The following is a 17,223-nucleotide window of genomic DNA, read 5'->3' as shown; positions in this document are numbered from 1 at the left end:
AAACGTAAAAAAACCGTCTCAAGTTGTGAGACGGCTTCTTTTTTATACAGTACTATAAAGGTTTTAAGGTTAAAACTATCAGAAACTTACATATAAGAGTACTATTTTAATTACAGGTTCACTTAAAATACTGTTGCAGCATTGTAATAACAATAAAATATACAAATAAAAAAGCCTCTGATTTTCAGAGGCTTTTTTTGTGCGGGTGATAGGACTCGAACCTACACACCGTGAGGCACCAGATCCTAAGTCTGGCGTGTCTACCAATTTCACCACACCCGCGGTTACAATTCGTAAAACAGTTATTGTTCCGGTATTGTGGGTGCAAATATACGACTAGTTCCCTATTTTGCAAGAGAAAATCGAGATTTTTTAAAATTTATTTTTTCGTATTTTTGACCATCAACCGTATATATCTAAATTTTAATGGATAACATAAAAAACTACGTTCAGCAAAATAAAGAACGTTTCCTTAATGAGCTCATTGAATTACTTAAAATTCCCTCTGTAAGTGCCGACAGCGCCTATTCCCAGGATGTAATAAATACGGCACATGCCGTTAAAGCCAGCCTCGAAAAAGCAGGCTGCGACAAAGTGGAACTTTGTGAAACTCCCGGTTACCCTATTGTGTACGGCGAAAAAATAACAGACGCTAACCTGCCTACCGTACTTGTTTACGGGCATTATGACGTGCAGCCGCCCGATCCTTTAGATTTATGGACATCACCGCCGTTTGAGCCTGTTATAAAAAACACGGAGCTGCATCCTGAAGGTGCCATTTTTGCCCGTGGCGCCTGTGATGACAAAGGCCAGATGTACATGCATGTAAAGGCACTGGAATACATGGTACAGCACAACAACCTGCCGTGCAATGTTAAGTTCATGATTGAAGGCGAGGAAGAAGTTGGCTCACCAAGCCTTGCCTGGTTTGTGGAGCGTAACCACGAGAAGCTGAAGAATGATGTAATCCTTATTTCAGACACGGGAATGATTTCCAACCAGCAGCCGTCTATAACAACCGGCCTGCGCGGCCTAAGCTATGTAGAAGTTGAAGTTACCGGCCCTAACCGCGACCTGCACTCAGGCCTGTATGGCGGTGCCGTGGCCAACCCTATTAATATCCTGGCCAAGATGATTGCGCAGCTGCATGATGAGAATAACCATATTACCATTCCCGGATTTTATGACAGGGTACAGGAACTGAGCCGCGAAGAGCGCGGTGAAATGGCTAAGGCGCCTTTTTCGCTTGATGCTTACAGGCAGGCACTGGATATTGAAGATGTTTATGGCGAGGCAGGTTATACAACGAATGAACGCAACTCTATACGCCCTACACTTGATGTAAACGGCATTTGGGGAGGCTATACCGGCGAAGGCGCTAAAACAGTTATAGCCAGTAAGGCGTATGCTAAAATATCCATGCGCCTGGTGCCCGACCAGGACTGGAACGAGATAACCGAAATGTTTACGAAATATTTTGAAAGCCTTGCGCCTAAAGGTGTACGGGTAAAAGTGAAGCCTCACCATGGCGGGCAGGCTTATGTTACACCCATAGACAGCACTGGCTACCGGGCTGCGGCCGCGGCGTATGAAGAAAGTTTCGGCATACGCCCTATCCCGGTACGCTCGGGGGGAAGTATCCCGATTGTAGCCTTGTTTGAAAAAGAGCTGAAGAGCAAAACCATTATGATGGGCTTTGGCCTTGATAGTGATGCCATACACTCCCCTAATGAGCATTTCGGAATATTTAATTACCTTAAGGGTATTGAAACAATCCCCTTATTCTATAAGCATTTTACAGAAATGAGTAAATAATTTAAAATCCGCCCACTGAGGCGGATTTTTTTTCTCAAAAAAGTTGCACATGTTATTTTTTATTCTACATTTGTAGAATACATTCTAATTTTGTAGAACAATGCAGTTAACCAAAACCGAAGAACAGCTTATGCAATTTCTGTGGAAACAGGAAAAGGCATTTATGAAAGACCTTATTGATATGTTCCCTGACCCGAAACCTGCAGCAACAACAATTGCGACTCTTTTGAAGCGTATGGCCGATAAAGGTTTTGTAGGCTATAAAGAATTTGGCAAGTCAAGGGAATATTACCCGCTTATTGAGAAGTCGGCTTACTTTTCAAAACAAATGAACGGGATGATTAAAAGCTTCTTTAATAATTCAACAGCACAGTTTGCTTCATTTTTTACAAAAGAAACAAACATGACTGCCGCTGAATTGGAAGAACTTAAAGAAATAATCGATAAAGAGATTCAAAAGAAGAAAAAATGATTGTGTTTCTGATCAAATCAACCATATGCAAGGCAGTATTTCTTGCTCTATATCATTTTCTGTTGGAAAAAGAGAAGATACATGTGTTTAACCGCTTTTACCTGCTGTTTTCGCTGCTGTTTTCGCTTGCTGTACCCTTCATATCCATTCCTCTATATACAGAAGCTCCGGCGGAAACTAAACTCCTTCAACCAGCCATTGAAAAGCTACCTGTAGTTGCCGCGCTACCAGTTGAAAAAGCAGATTACCTCGCGCTTGTATTTTGGGTCATTTATGGTTTTGTAGCATCATTGCTGGCAATAAGGCTTATTAATAACATCTATAAGCTCTATAAAAAGGCGGCATCAGGCACTAAAATAACTTATGGTTCTGCAAAGCTTGTGCTTCTAGAAGGAAAAACCTTGCCACACACTTTTCTTGGTTACATCTTTTTGTCAAAAGAAGATCATGAGAACCGATGTATTGAACAAGAACTTTACATCCATGAATTAACGCATGTAAGCCAAAAGCATACATATGACCTGTTGGTTTTAGAATTACTGAAAGTGGCTTACTGGTTTAATCCGCTGCTTTACCTGTACAAGAAGGCAATACAGCTTAACCACGAATTTCTGGCTGATGAAGCTGTAACCTCGTCTGATAAGGATGTGGTGAAATATCAGCAGTTGCTGCTTTGCAAATCAACCCCACATCTCAACCTTCGCCTTGCCAGCAGCATAAACTATTCAATAACCAAAAAACGCTTTATTATGATGACAAAAACAACAACAAAGGCAAAATCTGCAATTGTTAAAATGGCCTCAGTACAGGTTATTGCCGGATTGGCTGCTTTATTTTGTATAGAATCGATTGCAAAGGAAAAACCTGCTCTTGTACCTTCCGTAAAGCAGGAACAACAATCAGGCAAAGTAACGCGTGACAAATATTTTAAAGGCGTACGCATTATTGCCTATAAAAGAGGAACAACCACAAAAACTAAAGTTATTGGAGAAAACATAATTTTAAGCAAACTTTATGAAGAGCTTACAGACGCAGAAATTGAACGCTACAAGTGGCTGCTTTATGTTCCGGAGCCTTATGTAAAAAAATCTCCTTCTTTAAAGGAAATTGAAGAATTCCTTAATTCGAAAAAATATGCTATATGGATTGACGGCAAAAATGTAAACAACAATGAACTTTTAAAATTAACGCCTAATGAAATTGCCTACTTTAGTGGTAGTATTATATTAAAAAATGCAAGGACCGAAAAACACCCCCAGCCCTATCAGTACTGGTTCTGGACACATAAGGCTTTTGACGATGCCAAAATGGGTGTACAGAAACAGCATTATGGCTCGGACACAATTGAATTTTTTCAAACAATGAGAAATGATTATAGCCGCCCTTAAGCGGCTATATTTTTTATAAATTAAATTAAGCCAGCCACTTAACAACAATATGGTGAAAAACACGTTACCTTTGTAGCATCATCAATCAAAAAATCATCAGTCATGCTAAAGCGTTTTTTCATCATCTGCTCCGGCGCAGATAAAGACCTTATCTACACCTGTTCCAACGGCGAACAGAACAAATATGCCGGTATAGGCGCTACCGTTTTCTTCACGGCAGTACTGGCCTGGATAGCCTCGGCTTATGCCCTTTATACTGTGTTTGACAATGCGTGGATGGCAGCGCTTTTTGGGCTGGTGTGGGGCTTCCTTATTTTTAATCTTGACAGGTTTATTGTTTCGACCATCAGGAAAAGGGACAGCTTTTGGCAGGAACTGGTGCAGGCATCGCCACGTATTGTGCTGGCCATGATTATTGCTATTGTGATTTCGAAGCCACTGGAAATCAAAATATTCCAGAAAGAAATTGACACTGTGCTGCTGAAAGAAAAAAATGAGCTGGCCATGGCCAATAAAAAGCAGGTAGCCAATTATTACAAGGCCGATCTTGACAAAAACAAGGCGGAAACCGACAGCCTGAAATCGGCTATTGCAAAAAAAGAAAAGGAGGTTAATGACCTTTACAGTACCTATATTACCGAAGCTGAAGGCACCAAAGGCACCCTGAAAATGGGTAAGGGCCCCGTATATGCTGAAAAAAGGCAGAAACACGACGCTGCCCTTGCCGAACTGGATACTTTGCGAAAAAATAATCTTGCCAAAATAGCTGCCAAAGAAAAAGAAGCCACAACGCTGCAAGCCAACCTGGATAAAAAAGTAACCGAGACACAGCCTATAATCGACAGCTTTGACGGCCTTATGGCACGCATTAATGCACTTGGTAAACTGCCGTGGCTGCCCTCATTTTTTATCATGCTGCTGTTCCTGGCTATAGAAACCTCCCCTATTATTGCAAAAATGCTTTCCCCGAAAGGCGAATATGATTTTAAGCTGGAGGACAGTGAAACCGCCATAAAAACCAACCTGGCGCAAAATACCTACCAGCGCGACCTGATGCGAAGCACAGATGCAGATATTTACGATGACGTATATGCAGAAATTCGCACTGACAGGGAACTTTATAACTACAAGAAGAAAAAAGCTATTGAACTGCTCGAAATGCAGGCCGACAGCTTCTCCAATAAACAGAAGAGTGTTATGTAAGATAAAAAAAGCCGCAGTAGCGGCTTTTTTTATAGGTATTTAATGATTTCGTTCTTGAGGCTGTCATATTCGCCCTGCAGTATCAGCCCGTTATCCAGTAGTTTTTTGTAATTCTGGAGTTTTTCGAACAGCTGTTCTTTGGTCAGGCCAGCCAAATCACCGTCCCTGGCCGGGGCGGCAGATTCTGGTGCGGGCGCCGATACCGTGGCAGGTATTATTTCGGCAAAATCATTTACCTCCTCCGTTTCCACTTCTTCAATTTCCGGCTGGGTTGCTGCTACAGGTTCCTGGGGTGTTGCCGGCTGGCTAAAATCAGCAGCTGGCTGTGCCTGCGCAGGCGCGTGGCCTTCCCTGAGCAGCTCCAGCTGTTCCCGGGCAAAGGTATTTATTTTGCGTGCCTGTATTTTAGGGATATAATCTATGGTAACCGTAATATCGGTAGTGGTGGTAAACGAAAATTCAGACCCCAGTATATTCTCCTTAACAAAAGTAGCCGAAACCACGTTCCAGGGATAATCCGTGAATTCCATGCTAAGGCCCAGGTTCTTAGGCTTACAGATGATAATGCGCTTATTAGTCAGGACAATAGTGTCAGGAAACACGTTTATGGCCGGTTTTTTCTGTACGCCTATGTAGCCTACTTCTTCGCCGCGCATCAGCAGGTCGTTCAATTTAGACGTAATTTTCTCTACTGCTTTCGGGTCCTGCTCCTCGTTGAGGAAATTTTTGATATGTTCTTTCATTTTACTTCAGGTTATTGCTTTGCAAATGTATAAACATTAGGCACATAAAATTATTGTGAGGCTATTTCTGCCTGTATTTTTTTTGTCAGGCTGCTATAAACCAGTTCATAGGAATGGTCTATCAGTTCCCTGAGCAACCGCCCCGGCACATCGCTATCAACTGTTACTGTATTCCAGTGTACCTTACTCATGTGGTATCCCGGCTGCACGCCTTCATACTGCGCCCTGAGCTCCAGCGCCCTGTCCGGTTCGCATTTCAGGTTAACAGAAGCTTCGCCTTTTTCCCACTGGCTTAATGATGCCAGGGCAAACATCTTGCCGCCCACCTTGAATACAAGTGTATCCTCATCAAAAGGAAAATGTTCTGTAACGCCTTTTTTACTGAGGCAGTAATCGTAAAAGTCCTGTATCGTCATAGCTACTTATTTTTATTTTTTATAAGGAGCGGCAGCCTCTGTCTTACAATAATTTTTAGTCCAACTGTGCGCAATATCTCCCTGCCACTATTAATCAGGACAGTAAAGAATTTAAAAGTTTACTTCTTGGTTAAAACTCCAAGATCAAAATCATAACTATTTTAATTGATTGGAATAACTAATCTTTCTTTAGGTTCATCTGACTATTGAACTTGCCATACTCTTCCGTCAATTTGGTCAAGTAAAATAAAATTATATACGTTCGTTGTCGGATAAAGAAAAAATCTTCCATCACTTTCTTCTTCTTTTTTAACACGAGTTATTAAAGATAGCGCAGTTTCAACCTGACTGCTTTTTGTGTCCCATTGAACTTGCCACATTTGTCCATTCCTCGTGTTCAATTTGATAAAAGTATACATATTTCTTGTAGCGAATAGTCTAAACGCGACATTACTATCCGTAGAGATATTTTGTTTTGGGGCTTCTGATGTACTTTGTGAAAAAGTAGAAAATGTGGTCAAAGCAATGATTGTTACAATAAATAATTTTCGCATATGTTTTAGTTTTTAATTGTCTGTAGGCTAAATTCCGTGATAAGCTCCACTCGCCGCACTATTTTAATGCGGCTTTAATTAGGGCTAAAAACGGATATTTTTCGCACCCTTAGGGAAACTCGTGCATTACGCCGTAAATATTAGCTATAATTATGCTTTTATTCAAGCCAGTATGTATATGATGACCCTTTAGCGTCCTATTTCACCCAGGTGGGTAAATTTAAACCCTTTTTCATATTTCAGGCCATACCCCATCATCCTGTCCATAGCCGAATGAGAAAACAAAATTATGCCTATAAGCTTAACGGGTTCAGCCCCGGCATATATTCCCAACAGATAAATTAACACGGCCACACCTGTGTGGTGAAAGAGATTATAGCTCCAGGCCCCTGCCTTATTCCCGGCTATGTAACCAAGCATGCCAATATCCGGTGCAAGTATAAGCGCCGCAAACCACCACCACTGGTAATGGAGCAGGCTGAACAGGTAAATACCCAGCGCAAACATAGCCGCTTCTTCAAGTTTAATCAGTGTATTCATACTATCTTGTATAAAACCGGTTTAGAGGGAGCAGCATCATTTTCAAACGATGCAATCTGTAAATTGAGGAGGTAACTCCCATCAGCCACTTCATCAGGTACAAATACCATTTCGGTAATTGTGGCGTCATGGCGTGCGTCAGCATTAAGGTCATTTACATCTTTAACATTCCAGAAAGCCTTATGTGCCAATAGTTTCCCTTCATCCTTTTCACGGTCCACGCTCGGCAGGTCTACCAGCAGGTGCTTCACCCCTCGTTGGCGCAGGAACACTGCTGCACTTTCTTCAAGATAGGGCGGATTGGTATTGCTGTAGTTTTTTGACATTTTAACAGTTTCATTTGGCAATGTGCGTATCACTACCGCTTCAGGTAACTTATTACCTAAAATGGTTTGTATCTGCTTTAGGGTGATAATAAGGTCTTTGCCTTTTACTTCAGGCTGTACTGACACTACTTCTGCAAGGAAGAAAAATTGCTTCAATGCTTTGTTGATGCTATAGAAATCCTTTGTAATATGCCCCAGGCATTCGGTATGGGTACCGTGCCCGTGCGGATTAAATACAATGTTGTTGAAGTTGGTGGAGGCGCCCCGGCTTACACTGCCTGTCCAGTCACCTATTGTTACAGGCGCTATAACCGGCTTATCAATATACCAGGCAACAGGGTTTTTTTCATCTGCACTAAGGGGTATAGAAATATCTATTGGCCGTGAAAAATCAACAGTGAATAGTACATCATTATGTGTTATGGTAGCTTTCATAGGCTGGTGGTTTCAGCCCAAATTTATAAAAAACAGGTCACTTGCCATCCCGTCGGTTAAAAACTTTCCTTTTCTGGTGGCCCTTATTGTGCCGGCAGCAAAACTAAGATGCCCCTGCCTGATGTGCTTTTGGGCTTCCCTTAACAGGTAATTGCTATACCGCAATCCAAATTCGCGTTTTACCTTTTCTACCGATACACCCCAAACCGTACGCAGGCTTGTCATAACATATTCGTTGTAGCGGTCATTTTTAGTAAGCACTTCACGCTCAAGCGGCACCTGCCCCGCCTGTATGGCATGTATGTATAAATTATTGTTACTGATATTCCATCCCCGTGAATGGCCATCGTAACTATGGGCTGAAGGGCCTATGCCCAAATAGTGCTTACCGAGCCAGTAAGCCGTGTTATTCTTTGAAAAATAACCTTCCCTGCCAAAATTAGAAAGTTCATAATGAATAAAGCCTGCCTGCTCAAGTTTGTCAACCAGCAACAGGAAGTGCTCCTGTGCGGCCTCATCGCTGGGTGCTGCTATAATACCCTTCTGCACCAGCTTGTGCAGCGCCGTTTTTGGCTCTACCGTAAGGGCATAGCTGGAAATGTGCGGCACGCCGAAAGACAGTGCCTTATTTATATTCTGCATCCACTTTTCATTGCCCATGCCGGGGATGCCGTAAATCAGGTCTATTGAAATATTATCAAAATAGTTTACTGCTTCAGTCAGGCAGGCTTCGGCATCAAGGGCGTCATGGGCACGGTTCATCATCTTCAGGTCGTCTTCGAAAAACGACTGGATACCGATGCTTAACCTGTTAATTTGTGTATTTGATAATTCCGCTATCCGTAAAGCTGACAAATCGTCGGGATTAGCCTCAAGGGTAATTTCAGGATTATCAGTAACAGTGAAATTTTGATATACGGCATCAATAATAAAATTTATCTGTTTATTACTCAATACCGATGGCGTACCCCCGCCAAAATAAATGGTTTCTACAGGTTCGCCTGCCAGCTCATCCCTGCGCAGAGTTATTTCTTTTGCAAGCGCCTCTACCATAGCTTCCCTGTTCTTCATGGAAGTTGAGAAATGGAAGTCGCAGTAATGGCATGCCTGCCTGCAAAAAGGGATATGGATATAGATACCTGCCATGATTTGATTTCTAAAGCGTGAAATATTATTTTATCCTGCCTGCATTTTGTTTAACAAAAGCATCCCAACCGGAGTAACTTTTATCCCCTACCGTTTTGCCTGAATTAAAAAAATGGCAGACTGCCGCTGCAAGCCCGTCGGTACTGTCCAGGTTTTTCGGCAGCTCTTTAAGCCCCAACAGCTGCTGGAGCATTTTTGCTACCTGCTCCTTACTGGCGGCGCCGTTACCGGTTATGGCCATTTTTATTTTCTTCGGCTCATATTCCGTAATAGGGATCTGGCGCGACAAACCTGCTGCCATAGCCACGCCCTGGGCCCGGCCCAGCTTAAGCATAGACTGCACGTTTTTACCGAAAAAAGGCGCTTCAATGGCTATTTCGTCAGGATGATGGGTATCAATAAGTTCTATAGTACGCTGGAATATAGCCCTGAGCTTTACGTAATGGTCTTCGTATTTTGCAAGGTGCAGCTCATTTAGCTGGATGAACTCCATCTTTTTATTTACTACCCTTATAAGGCCAAAACCCATAATAGTAGTGCCGGGGTCAATACCAAGTATGATGCGCTCCTGTGACAATTTGCTGCGTGATTATGCCTTTTGCAAAGCTACTTATTATTATTTTTACTTTGTGATGATTACGGGAAGAATAAACTGGCTGGTTACGGGTACCCCTTCTTTTTGGGCAGGTTCTATTTTGGGGAAATCTGCCAGGTGTGCGTTCAGGACGCTGTCTATAGCTTTAACGTTGACCGAAAGGCCGGCTTCATTGAGCTGCGGCTCAAACTTTACAGCTGCATCAGCAAACACAGTTACCTTAACCCTCAGGGTATCATTTTCAGGATAAACAAGCGCCAGGGCGCCATCATTAAGCCTTTCGCTTACCAGGCGGGCCATACCCTCAAAAAAGCATTTTTTCTGCGCCTCTTTATCGAGTATCCCCCCGCATCCTGCAACAGATGGATAAGTGCTTACTTCCTTCCAGTTGATTTCGCCCAGGCGTTTCCGCAGCAGCTCTTCCTCATCAGGCACCTGCCTGTCAAAAAGCTGGCAGGAACACAGCAGTAATAGTAATAACAGGGCCGTTGCTTTATTCATGGCTTAACTATAGCTATGTCAAAAATAAAGAAAAATTTACAGCAACCCCATTTAATATATCAGGTAGTTTCTTTAGTAATCCATTTGGGAGTTTCAGGTGCCTTATAATTGCGCATCTTTTCCAGGAGCCTGTCCATATTTTCATCCACCAGTATCATGTCCCTGTTGTCCTGTTTGAGCAACCCTTTTTGCACGGCTTCATCAATAAAGGCAAGAAGGCTGTTATAAAACCCTGAAACGTTCAATAACCCCACAGGCTTTTTATGCAGCCCCAGCTGTGCCCATGTGAGCATTTCAAATAATTCTTCCAGTGTGCCAAAGCCGCCGGGAAGGGTAATAATGCCATCGCTGAGCCCGTGCATCTCTAACTTGCGCTCATGCATGGTATTAACAATTATTAGCCGGGTAAGGCCTGTGTGCGCTATTTCTTTAGTTTGCAGGAAATGCGGCAATACACCTGTTACTTGGCCTCCGGCAGCAAGCGCGCCATCGGCCACGGCACCCATAAGCCCTACACAGGCACCTCCATAAACTACACCAATGTTATTTTTTGCCAATGTGTACCCTGTAGTATAGGCCTCTTTTTGAAAAAGCGGGTCATTACCATGGCTTGAAGCACAAAAAACAGTAATAGTTTGCATAATGATGAAGTATATAAAAATCAAAAAAGCCCTCCAAATTAATGGAAAGCTTTTCATTGGTCTAACTACTAAACCTACCCGCCACGGCGGGCATAAACAACACAACTAATCTTAAATATTTTCGCGGAAAAAAGCCTCCCGAATCCGAGAGGCTTTCTCTGCTTTTAGCGGTCTGGACGGGACTCGAACCCGCGACCCCGTGCGTGACAGGCACGTATTCTAACCAACTGAACTACCAAACCAGCGCTTAATTGCGGTTGCAAATATACAACAGATTTTTATTTCTCCAAACCTTTGCTACACAAAAATAAAATTATTTTACCCGCAGCTATCCAAACTTTTGTTTCTCAACAAGGTAAGTGGTCAATATTTTTTCAAAATCCTCATGGACAGAAACAGGCACATACCTGATTTTATACTGGATACACGTATCTGCTACTTTCCTGAAATACAACGCTACGCTTTTTTCATATTCTTCCTTTACATTTTCAGCAAACAAGTTTACTTCCTCGCCAGTCTCAACATCTATAAATTTACGGGGATTATTATCAAAATCAAGACTAAATTCCGTTTTTTTATCAATTACATGGAAAAGCACCACCTTGTGCTTATTATGTTTTAAGTGCTGCAGGGCATCAAAAAGCGCATCATCCTTGCCAGGCTGGAACATATCTGTGAACAGGATAATCATGGAACGGCGGTGCATTTTCTGCGCAATCTGGTGCAAAAACGTCACTGTATCGGTATTTTTTGCTGCTTTTGGCGAAGCCACCACACCCTCAAGTTTATCCAAAAGCATCCTGTGGTGCCTGTCGCTGCCTTTCTCCGGGGCATAAAACTCATATATATCTGAATAAATACTAAGCCCAACGGCGTCCCGCTGGCGTTTTAGCAGGTCCATGAGAACCGCAGATGCGAGTACCGAAAACCCTATTTTGTTCCTATAAAATGGCTGGCCCTCCTTTAAAACCGGGTAATGCATTGACGAAGAACTGTCTATTATCAAATGGCAGCGCAAATTTGTCTCTTCCTCATAGCGCTTGGTATAAAGCCTGTCCGTTTTAGCGTATAGTTTCCAGTCAATATGCCGCGTACTTTCACCTGCATTGTAGATTTTATGTTCGGCAAATTCTGATGAAAATCCGTGGAAAGGGCTTTTATGCATACCCGATATAAAGCCTTCCACTATCTGGTTGGCTAAAAGCTCTAAATGGCCGAAACCTGAAATTTTTTCTAATTGTGCTTCGATCTTCATATCCCAAATGTATGAAATTGTAAAGAATTAAACACTGAACGTTTATCTATTATTATAGAAAATAAAAAGCCCCCGCTCTCGCAGGGGCAATATCTAAAAGCAATTCAGATAATATTTTACAACAGGGCATCAATTGCATTGGTGTAGGTCTGCTTTGGCGCAACGCCTACTTGGCGTCCTACTACTTCACCATTTTGGAAAACAAGGACAGTAGGGATATTCCTTACCCCATATTTTGCGGCGAACTCCTGGTTGGCATCCACATCAACTTTGCCTACCACGGCCTTACCTTCATATTCTTTGCTGATTTCATCAATGATTGGGCCTACCATCCTGCAGGGGCCGCACCATGCTGCCCAGAAATCTACAAGTACCGGTTTTTCTGATTTTAACACTACTTCTTCAAAAGTAGCATCAGTTATTGCTTGTGCCATAATATACTTTTGCTTTAAATTATTCTGCAAATTTAGCTACAATTGCCCAATAAAATTGTTAAACATATATTAGTTTTAACTATACCTATATAAGAAAAAATTATCAGAATTTTAGTTCAGCCTGAAGGTGATATTCAGCTTCTCCAACGCTGCCAGCAAATCATTTGTGATGCTTATTTTGAGCTTCCTGCTGGGCATTGAGAGCTTAGTAACAACCTGTACATCTGCAACATCGGCAACTACAGGTTCTTCCATCCCGGTCAGTTCAGCATCTGGTTCCATGTCATCATCAGCTGCTACCAGTACTTTATTTTCTACTACAACCTGTTTCTTTACTTTTTCAAGTTCCATCACCTCAAACTGTACCGTATGGTCGCCCCTGCTGCCGGTAAAAAGTTTATGCAATTTCAGCATCTGGTCTTCATGCAGCTCTGCCACATTGAATTGTATAATAAGTTTTTTTGCAAAAGCCGGCAATACATCCTGCAGGTATTGTATGGCTACAAACTGTAGCCTTGGCTCGCCACGTTTACCTTCTGCATTAACCCAGCCTTCGCGCACCATTACTTTGATGTATGTAAAATTATTTGCAATTAAAAAATGCCTGAACTTTAAGTACTCTTCGCCATATATCCTGAACTCGTGGCTTTCATCGTATCCTTCAAGCATAAATGATGCCCAGCCCTTGCCATTTTTGGCCACTTTATGCTGCACGTTTGATATGATGCCCCCAAAACTGAGGTTTTTATTTACATGCTGTTCAAGGTTTTTAAGTACATCAAGCCTGGCGTTACAAAAATATTTCATTTCAAACTTGTAATCATCAAGCGGGTGGCCGGAAATGTATATACCCACAACTTCCCTTTCTTTGGCCAGTTTTTCCATAGTGCTCCACTCTTCGCAGGGCGGCACTACCGGTTCAGGTATCTGTACTTCGCTTGTTTCGCCGAAAAGGCTTACCTGGCTTGAATTTTCATTTTCCTGGAATTTAGAGCCATAGCGCATTGCCTTTTCAAGGAAACTAATATTTTCTGTGCTGTCAATATGGAAATATTGCGCCCGGTGTGTATTGGCAAAACAGTCAAAGCCACCGGCCAGCGCCAGGTTCTCGAAAGCTTTTTTATTGGCTGCCCGCAGGTCCACACGTTTAGCAAGGTCAAAAATCGATTTGTATTTACCGTTTTTCCTGTTTTCTACAATAGTATCAACCGCACCGGCTCCAACACCTTTAATAGCACCCATACCAAAACGTACGGCGCCCTGGCCGTTTACAGTAAACTTATAATATGATTCATTGACATCAGGGCCAAGCACCTGCAAGCCCATACGCTTACATTCTTCCATAAAGAAAGATACCTGCTTAATGTCGTTCATGTTGTTGGAAAGCACGGCTGCCATGTATTCAGCGGGATAGTGCGCTTTCAGGTACGCTGTCTGGTACGCTACCCAGGCATAGCAGGTAGAATGTGATTTATTGAACGCGTAGCTGGCAAAAGCTTCCCAGTCTTTCCATATTTTTTCAAGTGTAGCAGGGTCATGGCCTTTGGCGGCTGCCTGTTCCACAAACTTAGGCTTCATTTTGTCCAGTACGTCCTTCTGCTTTTTACCCATTGCTTTGCGCAGTACATCGGCTTCACCTTTAGTAAAGCCTGCCAGTTTTTGCGAAAGCAGCATCACCTGCTCCTGGTAAACTGTGATACCGTACGTTTCCTTAAGGTACTCCTCACAGGCATCAAGGTCGTACTTTATTTCTTCCTCACCATTCTTCCTGCGGATGAAGCTTGGGATGTATTCCAGCGGGCCCGGGCGGTACAGCGCGTTCATGGCAATAAGGTCGGCAAACACAGTAGGCTTCAGCTCCTTCATGTATTTTTGCATACCGGGCGATTCGTACTGGAATATACCCACTGTTTCACCACGCTGGAAAAGCTCGTACGTTTTCTGGTCGTCAATGGGGAAATTATCAGGGTCAAGCTCAATGCCAAAACGGTATTTTACGAGCTTAACCGTATCTTTTATAAGGGTAAGGGTTTTCAGCCCCAGGAAGTCCATTTTAAGCAATCCGGCGCTTTCTACCACCGAGTTATCAAACTGGGTTACATACAGGTCTGAATCTTTCGCAACGGATACCGGAACGAAATTAGTGATATCATCAGGTGTAATGATAACCCCGCAGGCATGTATCCCTGTATTTCGTAAAGAACCTTCCAGTACCTTTGCCTGCTGGATGGTTTCCGAACTCAGGTCGCCTGCCTCTGCTAACGAGATTAGTTCCTGCACCCTGTCATATTCGTCTGAGCGCAATGCCCCGCGGAGGGCATTGGCATCCATGTTGAATATCTTGGCCAGCTTCATGTTGGGGATAAGCTTAGCTATCTTATCCGCCTCAAACAGCGGCAGGTCGAGCACACGGGCAGTATCTCGGATAGATGATTTTGCGGCCATGGTACCGTAGGTAATAATCTGCGCTACCTGGTTGGCACCATATTTATTGATTACATAATCCATAACCCTGCCACGGCCCTCATCGTCAAAGTCAATATCGATGTCGGGCATTGAAATACGGTCAGGATTAAGGAAGCGCTCAAAAAGCAGGTCGTATTCTATCGGGTCAATATTGGTTATCCCGAGACAGTAGGCCACAGCCGAACCGGCAGCAGAACCCCTTCCCGGACCTACCGATACGCCAAGGTTACGCGCTTCGGCAATAAAATCCTGTACTATAAGGAAATAGCCCGGATAACCGGTATTCTCAATGGTTTTTAGTTCAAAATCAAGTCGCTCACGGATATCATCAGTGATTTCTTTGTATCGCTTTTCAGCACCTTTGTAGGTAAGGTACCGCAAATATTTATTTTCACCCCGCTTGCCCCCGTCAACCTCGTCTTCAGGGTCCTGGAACTCTCCGGGAATATCAAACTTAGGAAGCAGTACATCGCGGTATAATGAATACGTTTCAACTTTATTTACAATTTCCTGTATATTAATAATGGCTTCAGGCAGGTCGGCAAAGAGATTTTTCATCTCCTCCCCTGGCTTAAAGTAATACTCGCTGTTAGGCAGCCCGTATCGGAAACCGCGGCCACGGCCTATGGGAGTAGCCAGTTTCTCTCCATCTTTAACACAAAGAAGAATGTCATGCGCATGAGAATCTTCCTTTTCTACGTAATAGGTATTGTTGGTAGCCACCAGCTTTACATTGTGCTTGCGTGCCAGGCTTATGAGCGACTGGTTTACCCGGTTCTCATCCTCCTGGTTGTGGCGCATTACCTCAATGTAAAAGTCATCGCCAAACTCGTTCTTCCACCATAACAATGCTTCTTCGGCCTGGTTTTCGCCAATATTGAGTATTTTATTCGGAATCTCACCGTACAGGTTGCCTGAAAGCACAATAATGTCTTCCTTATATTGCTGAATAACTTTTTTATCAATCCTCGGTACATAATAAAATCCGTCAGTATAAGCTATAGATGACATTTTTGCCAGGTTATGGTAACCTTTCTTGTTTTTGGCAAGCATTACTATCTGGTAGCCGTTGTCTTTGCGGGTTTTATCTTTATAGTCATCACACACATAAAATTCGCAACCCACTATTGGTTTCATGATTACCTCTGTGGGCTGTTCGCCATTTTCAACTGCAGCCTTATTTTTGGCTTCGGCAGCTTTATTATGGTTAAGCACGTTGCTCACAAAATGGAAAGCGCCCATCATGTTGCCATGGTCGGTTATAGCAACAGCGGGCATTTTATATTTAGCTGCTGCCTTAACCAAATCGGGTACGGCTATGGTACTTTGAAGTACAGAAAATTGTGTGTGGTTGTGCAGGTGGACGAAATCAACAGCGGCAAGGTCCTGCTTAACCTGCGGGGTTTGTACCTGTAGTACTTCCGATGATTTCAGCTTCTCGAGGCGTTTACGCACCTCTTCAGATGCCCGCTTTAAGTTGATGTGCTTTAACCCAATGAGCTGTACAGGCTGGGGGTTTCTTGTTTTAAATTCATGAAAATAAGTTGGGTGTACATCCAGCTCTTCATGCGTAAAAACTTCACGTTTTAAAAGCTCCAGGAAACAACGGGTTGTTGCCTCAACATCGGCGGTAGCGTTGTGTGCCTCTGCAAAAGGTTCTCCGAAAAGGTACTCATGCAGCTCTGTAAGTGTGGGCAGCTTGAATTTCCCGCCACGCCCCCCGGGAAGCTTAAGTAATTCAGCCGTGATTTCAGTACATGTATCGAGTACTTTCATGGCCGGCAAATTAGTTTCAACAGCCATACGGTGGAACTCACACCCCATGATATTGACATCAAAGCCTACATTTTGCCCTACAATAAATTTGGCTTTTGACAAGGCTGCATTGAACTTTTCAAGCACCTCTGCCAGCGGCAAACCCTCTTCAAGGGCAAGCTCGGTACAAATTCCGTGTACGCGCTCGGCGTCATAAGGGATATTGAAACCTTCGGGTTTTATAATAAAATCCTGGTGCTCCACAAGGGCGCCCATATCATCGTGCAGCTGCCAGGCTATCTGTATGCAGCGCGGCCAGTTATCCGTGTCGGTAACGGGTGCGTCCCAGCGCTTAGGCAATCCTGTTGTTTCAGTATCAAAAATCAAGTACATAAACCCGGCGGAATTTGGAAGTTAGAATAAGGAACTGCTTACAGCAGATTTTCCAAAAATACGCTAATTTAGGGAAGCTGTAAAACCGAATTATCAACAAATAAAAGAAGCCGTCTCACAACTTGAGACGGTTTTTTTACGTTTT

Annotated in this window: 16 protein-coding genes and 2 tRNA genes; 4 read left to right on the top strand and 14 right to left on the bottom strand. The window is 43.1% G+C overall.

Features of this window, described 5'->3' with window-relative positions:
• Positions 1 to 200: 200 nt before the first annotated feature.
• A tRNA-Leu gene (locus CHU92_RS04970) sits at positions 201 to 282 on the bottom strand.
• Between the two features lie 144 nt (positions 283 to 426).
• On the opposite strand from CHU92_RS04970, the gene CHU92_RS04965 reads away from it, so the two are divergent.
• From CHU92_RS04965 to CHU92_RS04950, 4 genes are all read left to right on the top strand, one after another.
• The gene (locus CHU92_RS04965) at positions 427 to 1,815 is read left to right on the top strand and encodes a dipeptidase (protein ID WP_094413209.1); all 1,389 of its coding nucleotides are present in this window, start codon (positions 427 to 429) and stop codon (positions 1,813 to 1,815) included.
• A gap of 100 nt (positions 1,816 to 1,915) precedes the next feature.
• Positions 1,916 to 2,287: a BlaI/MecI/CopY family transcriptional regulator gene (locus tag CHU92_RS04960; RefSeq protein ID WP_094413207.1), complete on the top strand. Its 372-nt coding sequence runs from the start codon at positions 1,916 to 1,918 to the stop codon at positions 2,285 to 2,287.
• Between the two features lie 62 nt (positions 2,288 to 2,349).
• The gene (locus CHU92_RS04955) at positions 2,350 to 3,675 is read left to right on the top strand and encodes a M56 family metallopeptidase (RefSeq protein ID WP_207759807.1); all 1,326 of its coding nucleotides are present in this window, start codon (positions 2,350 to 2,352) and stop codon (positions 3,673 to 3,675) included.
• Between the two features lie 102 nt (positions 3,676 to 3,777).
• Positions 3,778 to 4,878: a DUF4407 domain-containing protein gene (locus tag CHU92_RS04950; RefSeq protein WP_094413203.1), complete on the top strand. Its 1,101-nt coding sequence runs from the start codon at positions 3,778 to 3,780 to the stop codon at positions 4,876 to 4,878.
• A 29-nt stretch (positions 4,879 to 4,907) separates the two neighbouring features.
• On the opposite strand, the gene CHU92_RS04945 is transcribed toward CHU92_RS04950, so the two are convergent.
• The 13 genes from CHU92_RS04945 to dnaE form a co-directional block, all read right to left on the bottom strand.
• Positions 4,908 to 5,621, bottom strand: a complete 714-nt coding sequence (locus tag CHU92_RS04945; protein WP_094413201.1) for a PH domain-containing protein — start codon at positions 5,619 to 5,621, stop codon at positions 4,908 to 4,910.
• Between the two features lie 50 nt (positions 5,622 to 5,671).
• The gene (locus CHU92_RS04940) at positions 5,672 to 6,037 is read right to left on the bottom strand and encodes an MmcQ/YjbR family DNA-binding protein (protein WP_094413199.1); all 366 of its coding nucleotides are present in this window, start codon (positions 6,035 to 6,037) and stop codon (positions 5,672 to 5,674) included.
• A 203-nt stretch (positions 6,038 to 6,240) separates the two neighbouring features.
• The gene (locus CHU92_RS04935) at positions 6,241 to 6,591 is read right to left on the bottom strand and encodes a hypothetical protein (RefSeq protein ID WP_094413197.1); all 351 of its coding nucleotides are present in this window, start codon (positions 6,589 to 6,591) and stop codon (positions 6,241 to 6,243) included.
• A 189-nt stretch (positions 6,592 to 6,780) separates the two neighbouring features.
• A complete protein-coding gene (locus CHU92_RS04930; RefSeq protein WP_094413195.1) occupies positions 6,781 to 7,131 on the bottom strand; it encodes a DUF4260 domain-containing protein in 351 nt (116 codons plus the stop codon).
• The gene (locus CHU92_RS04925) at positions 7,128 to 7,892 is read right to left on the bottom strand and encodes a cyclase family protein (protein ID WP_094413193.1); all 765 of its coding nucleotides are present in this window, start codon (positions 7,890 to 7,892) and stop codon (positions 7,128 to 7,130) included. Before CHU92_RS04925 ends, CHU92_RS04930 begins: the two co-directional genes overlap by 4 nt.
• Before the next feature lie 12 nt (positions 7,893 to 7,904).
• Positions 7,905 to 9,038 (bottom strand): radical SAM family heme chaperone HemW, encoded by a 1,134-nt coding sequence (gene hemW / locus CHU92_RS04920; RefSeq protein ID WP_094413191.1) that lies wholly within the window; start codon positions 9,036 to 9,038, stop codon positions 7,905 to 7,907.
• Positions 9,039 to 9,063: 25 nt separating this feature from the next.
• Positions 9,064 to 9,615, bottom strand: a complete 552-nt coding sequence (ruvC, locus tag CHU92_RS04915) for a crossover junction endodeoxyribonuclease RuvC (RefSeq protein WP_094413189.1) — start codon at positions 9,613 to 9,615, stop codon at positions 9,064 to 9,066.
• Positions 9,616 to 9,660: 45 nt separating this feature from the next.
• Positions 9,661 to 10,134, bottom strand: a complete 474-nt coding sequence (locus CHU92_RS04910) for a hypothetical protein (protein ID WP_094413187.1) — start codon at positions 10,132 to 10,134, stop codon at positions 9,661 to 9,663.
• 59 nt (positions 10,135 to 10,193) lie between these two features.
• The gene (locus tag CHU92_RS04905; RefSeq protein ID WP_094413185.1) at positions 10,194 to 10,775 is read right to left on the bottom strand and encodes an LOG family protein; all 582 of its coding nucleotides are present in this window, start codon (positions 10,773 to 10,775) and stop codon (positions 10,194 to 10,196) included.
• Positions 10,776 to 10,943: 168 nt separating this feature from the next.
• Positions 10,944 to 11,017: transfer RNA gene (locus CHU92_RS04900), tRNA-Asp, on the bottom strand.
• Between the two features lie 86 nt (positions 11,018 to 11,103).
• Positions 11,104 to 12,030, bottom strand: coding sequence for a DUF58 domain-containing protein (locus CHU92_RS04895; protein WP_094413183.1), 927 nt, complete (start codon positions 12,028 to 12,030; stop codon positions 11,104 to 11,106).
• Positions 12,031 to 12,146: 116 nt separating this feature from the next.
• Complete coding sequence (gene trxA, locus CHU92_RS04890; protein ID WP_094413179.1) at positions 12,147 to 12,464, bottom strand: thioredoxin; 318 nt, start codon at positions 12,462 to 12,464, stop codon at positions 12,147 to 12,149.
• A gap of 111 nt (positions 12,465 to 12,575) precedes the next feature.
• On the bottom strand, positions 12,576 to 17,078 hold the full coding sequence (dnaE, locus tag CHU92_RS04885; protein ID WP_094413177.1) for a DNA polymerase III subunit alpha: 4,503 nt from the start codon (positions 17,076 to 17,078) through the stop codon (positions 12,576 to 12,578).
• Positions 17,079 to 17,223 lie beyond the last annotated feature (145 nt).

This window comes from Flavobacterium cyanobacteriorum (genome assembly GCF_002251835.1).
GTDB classification, from domain to species: Bacteria; Bacteroidota; Bacteroidia; order Flavobacteriales; family Flavobacteriaceae; genus Flavobacterium; species Flavobacterium cyanobacteriorum.
The sequence above is the reverse complement of the archived record's forward strand: the minus strand, read 5'-3'. Positions and strand labels throughout refer to the sequence as shown.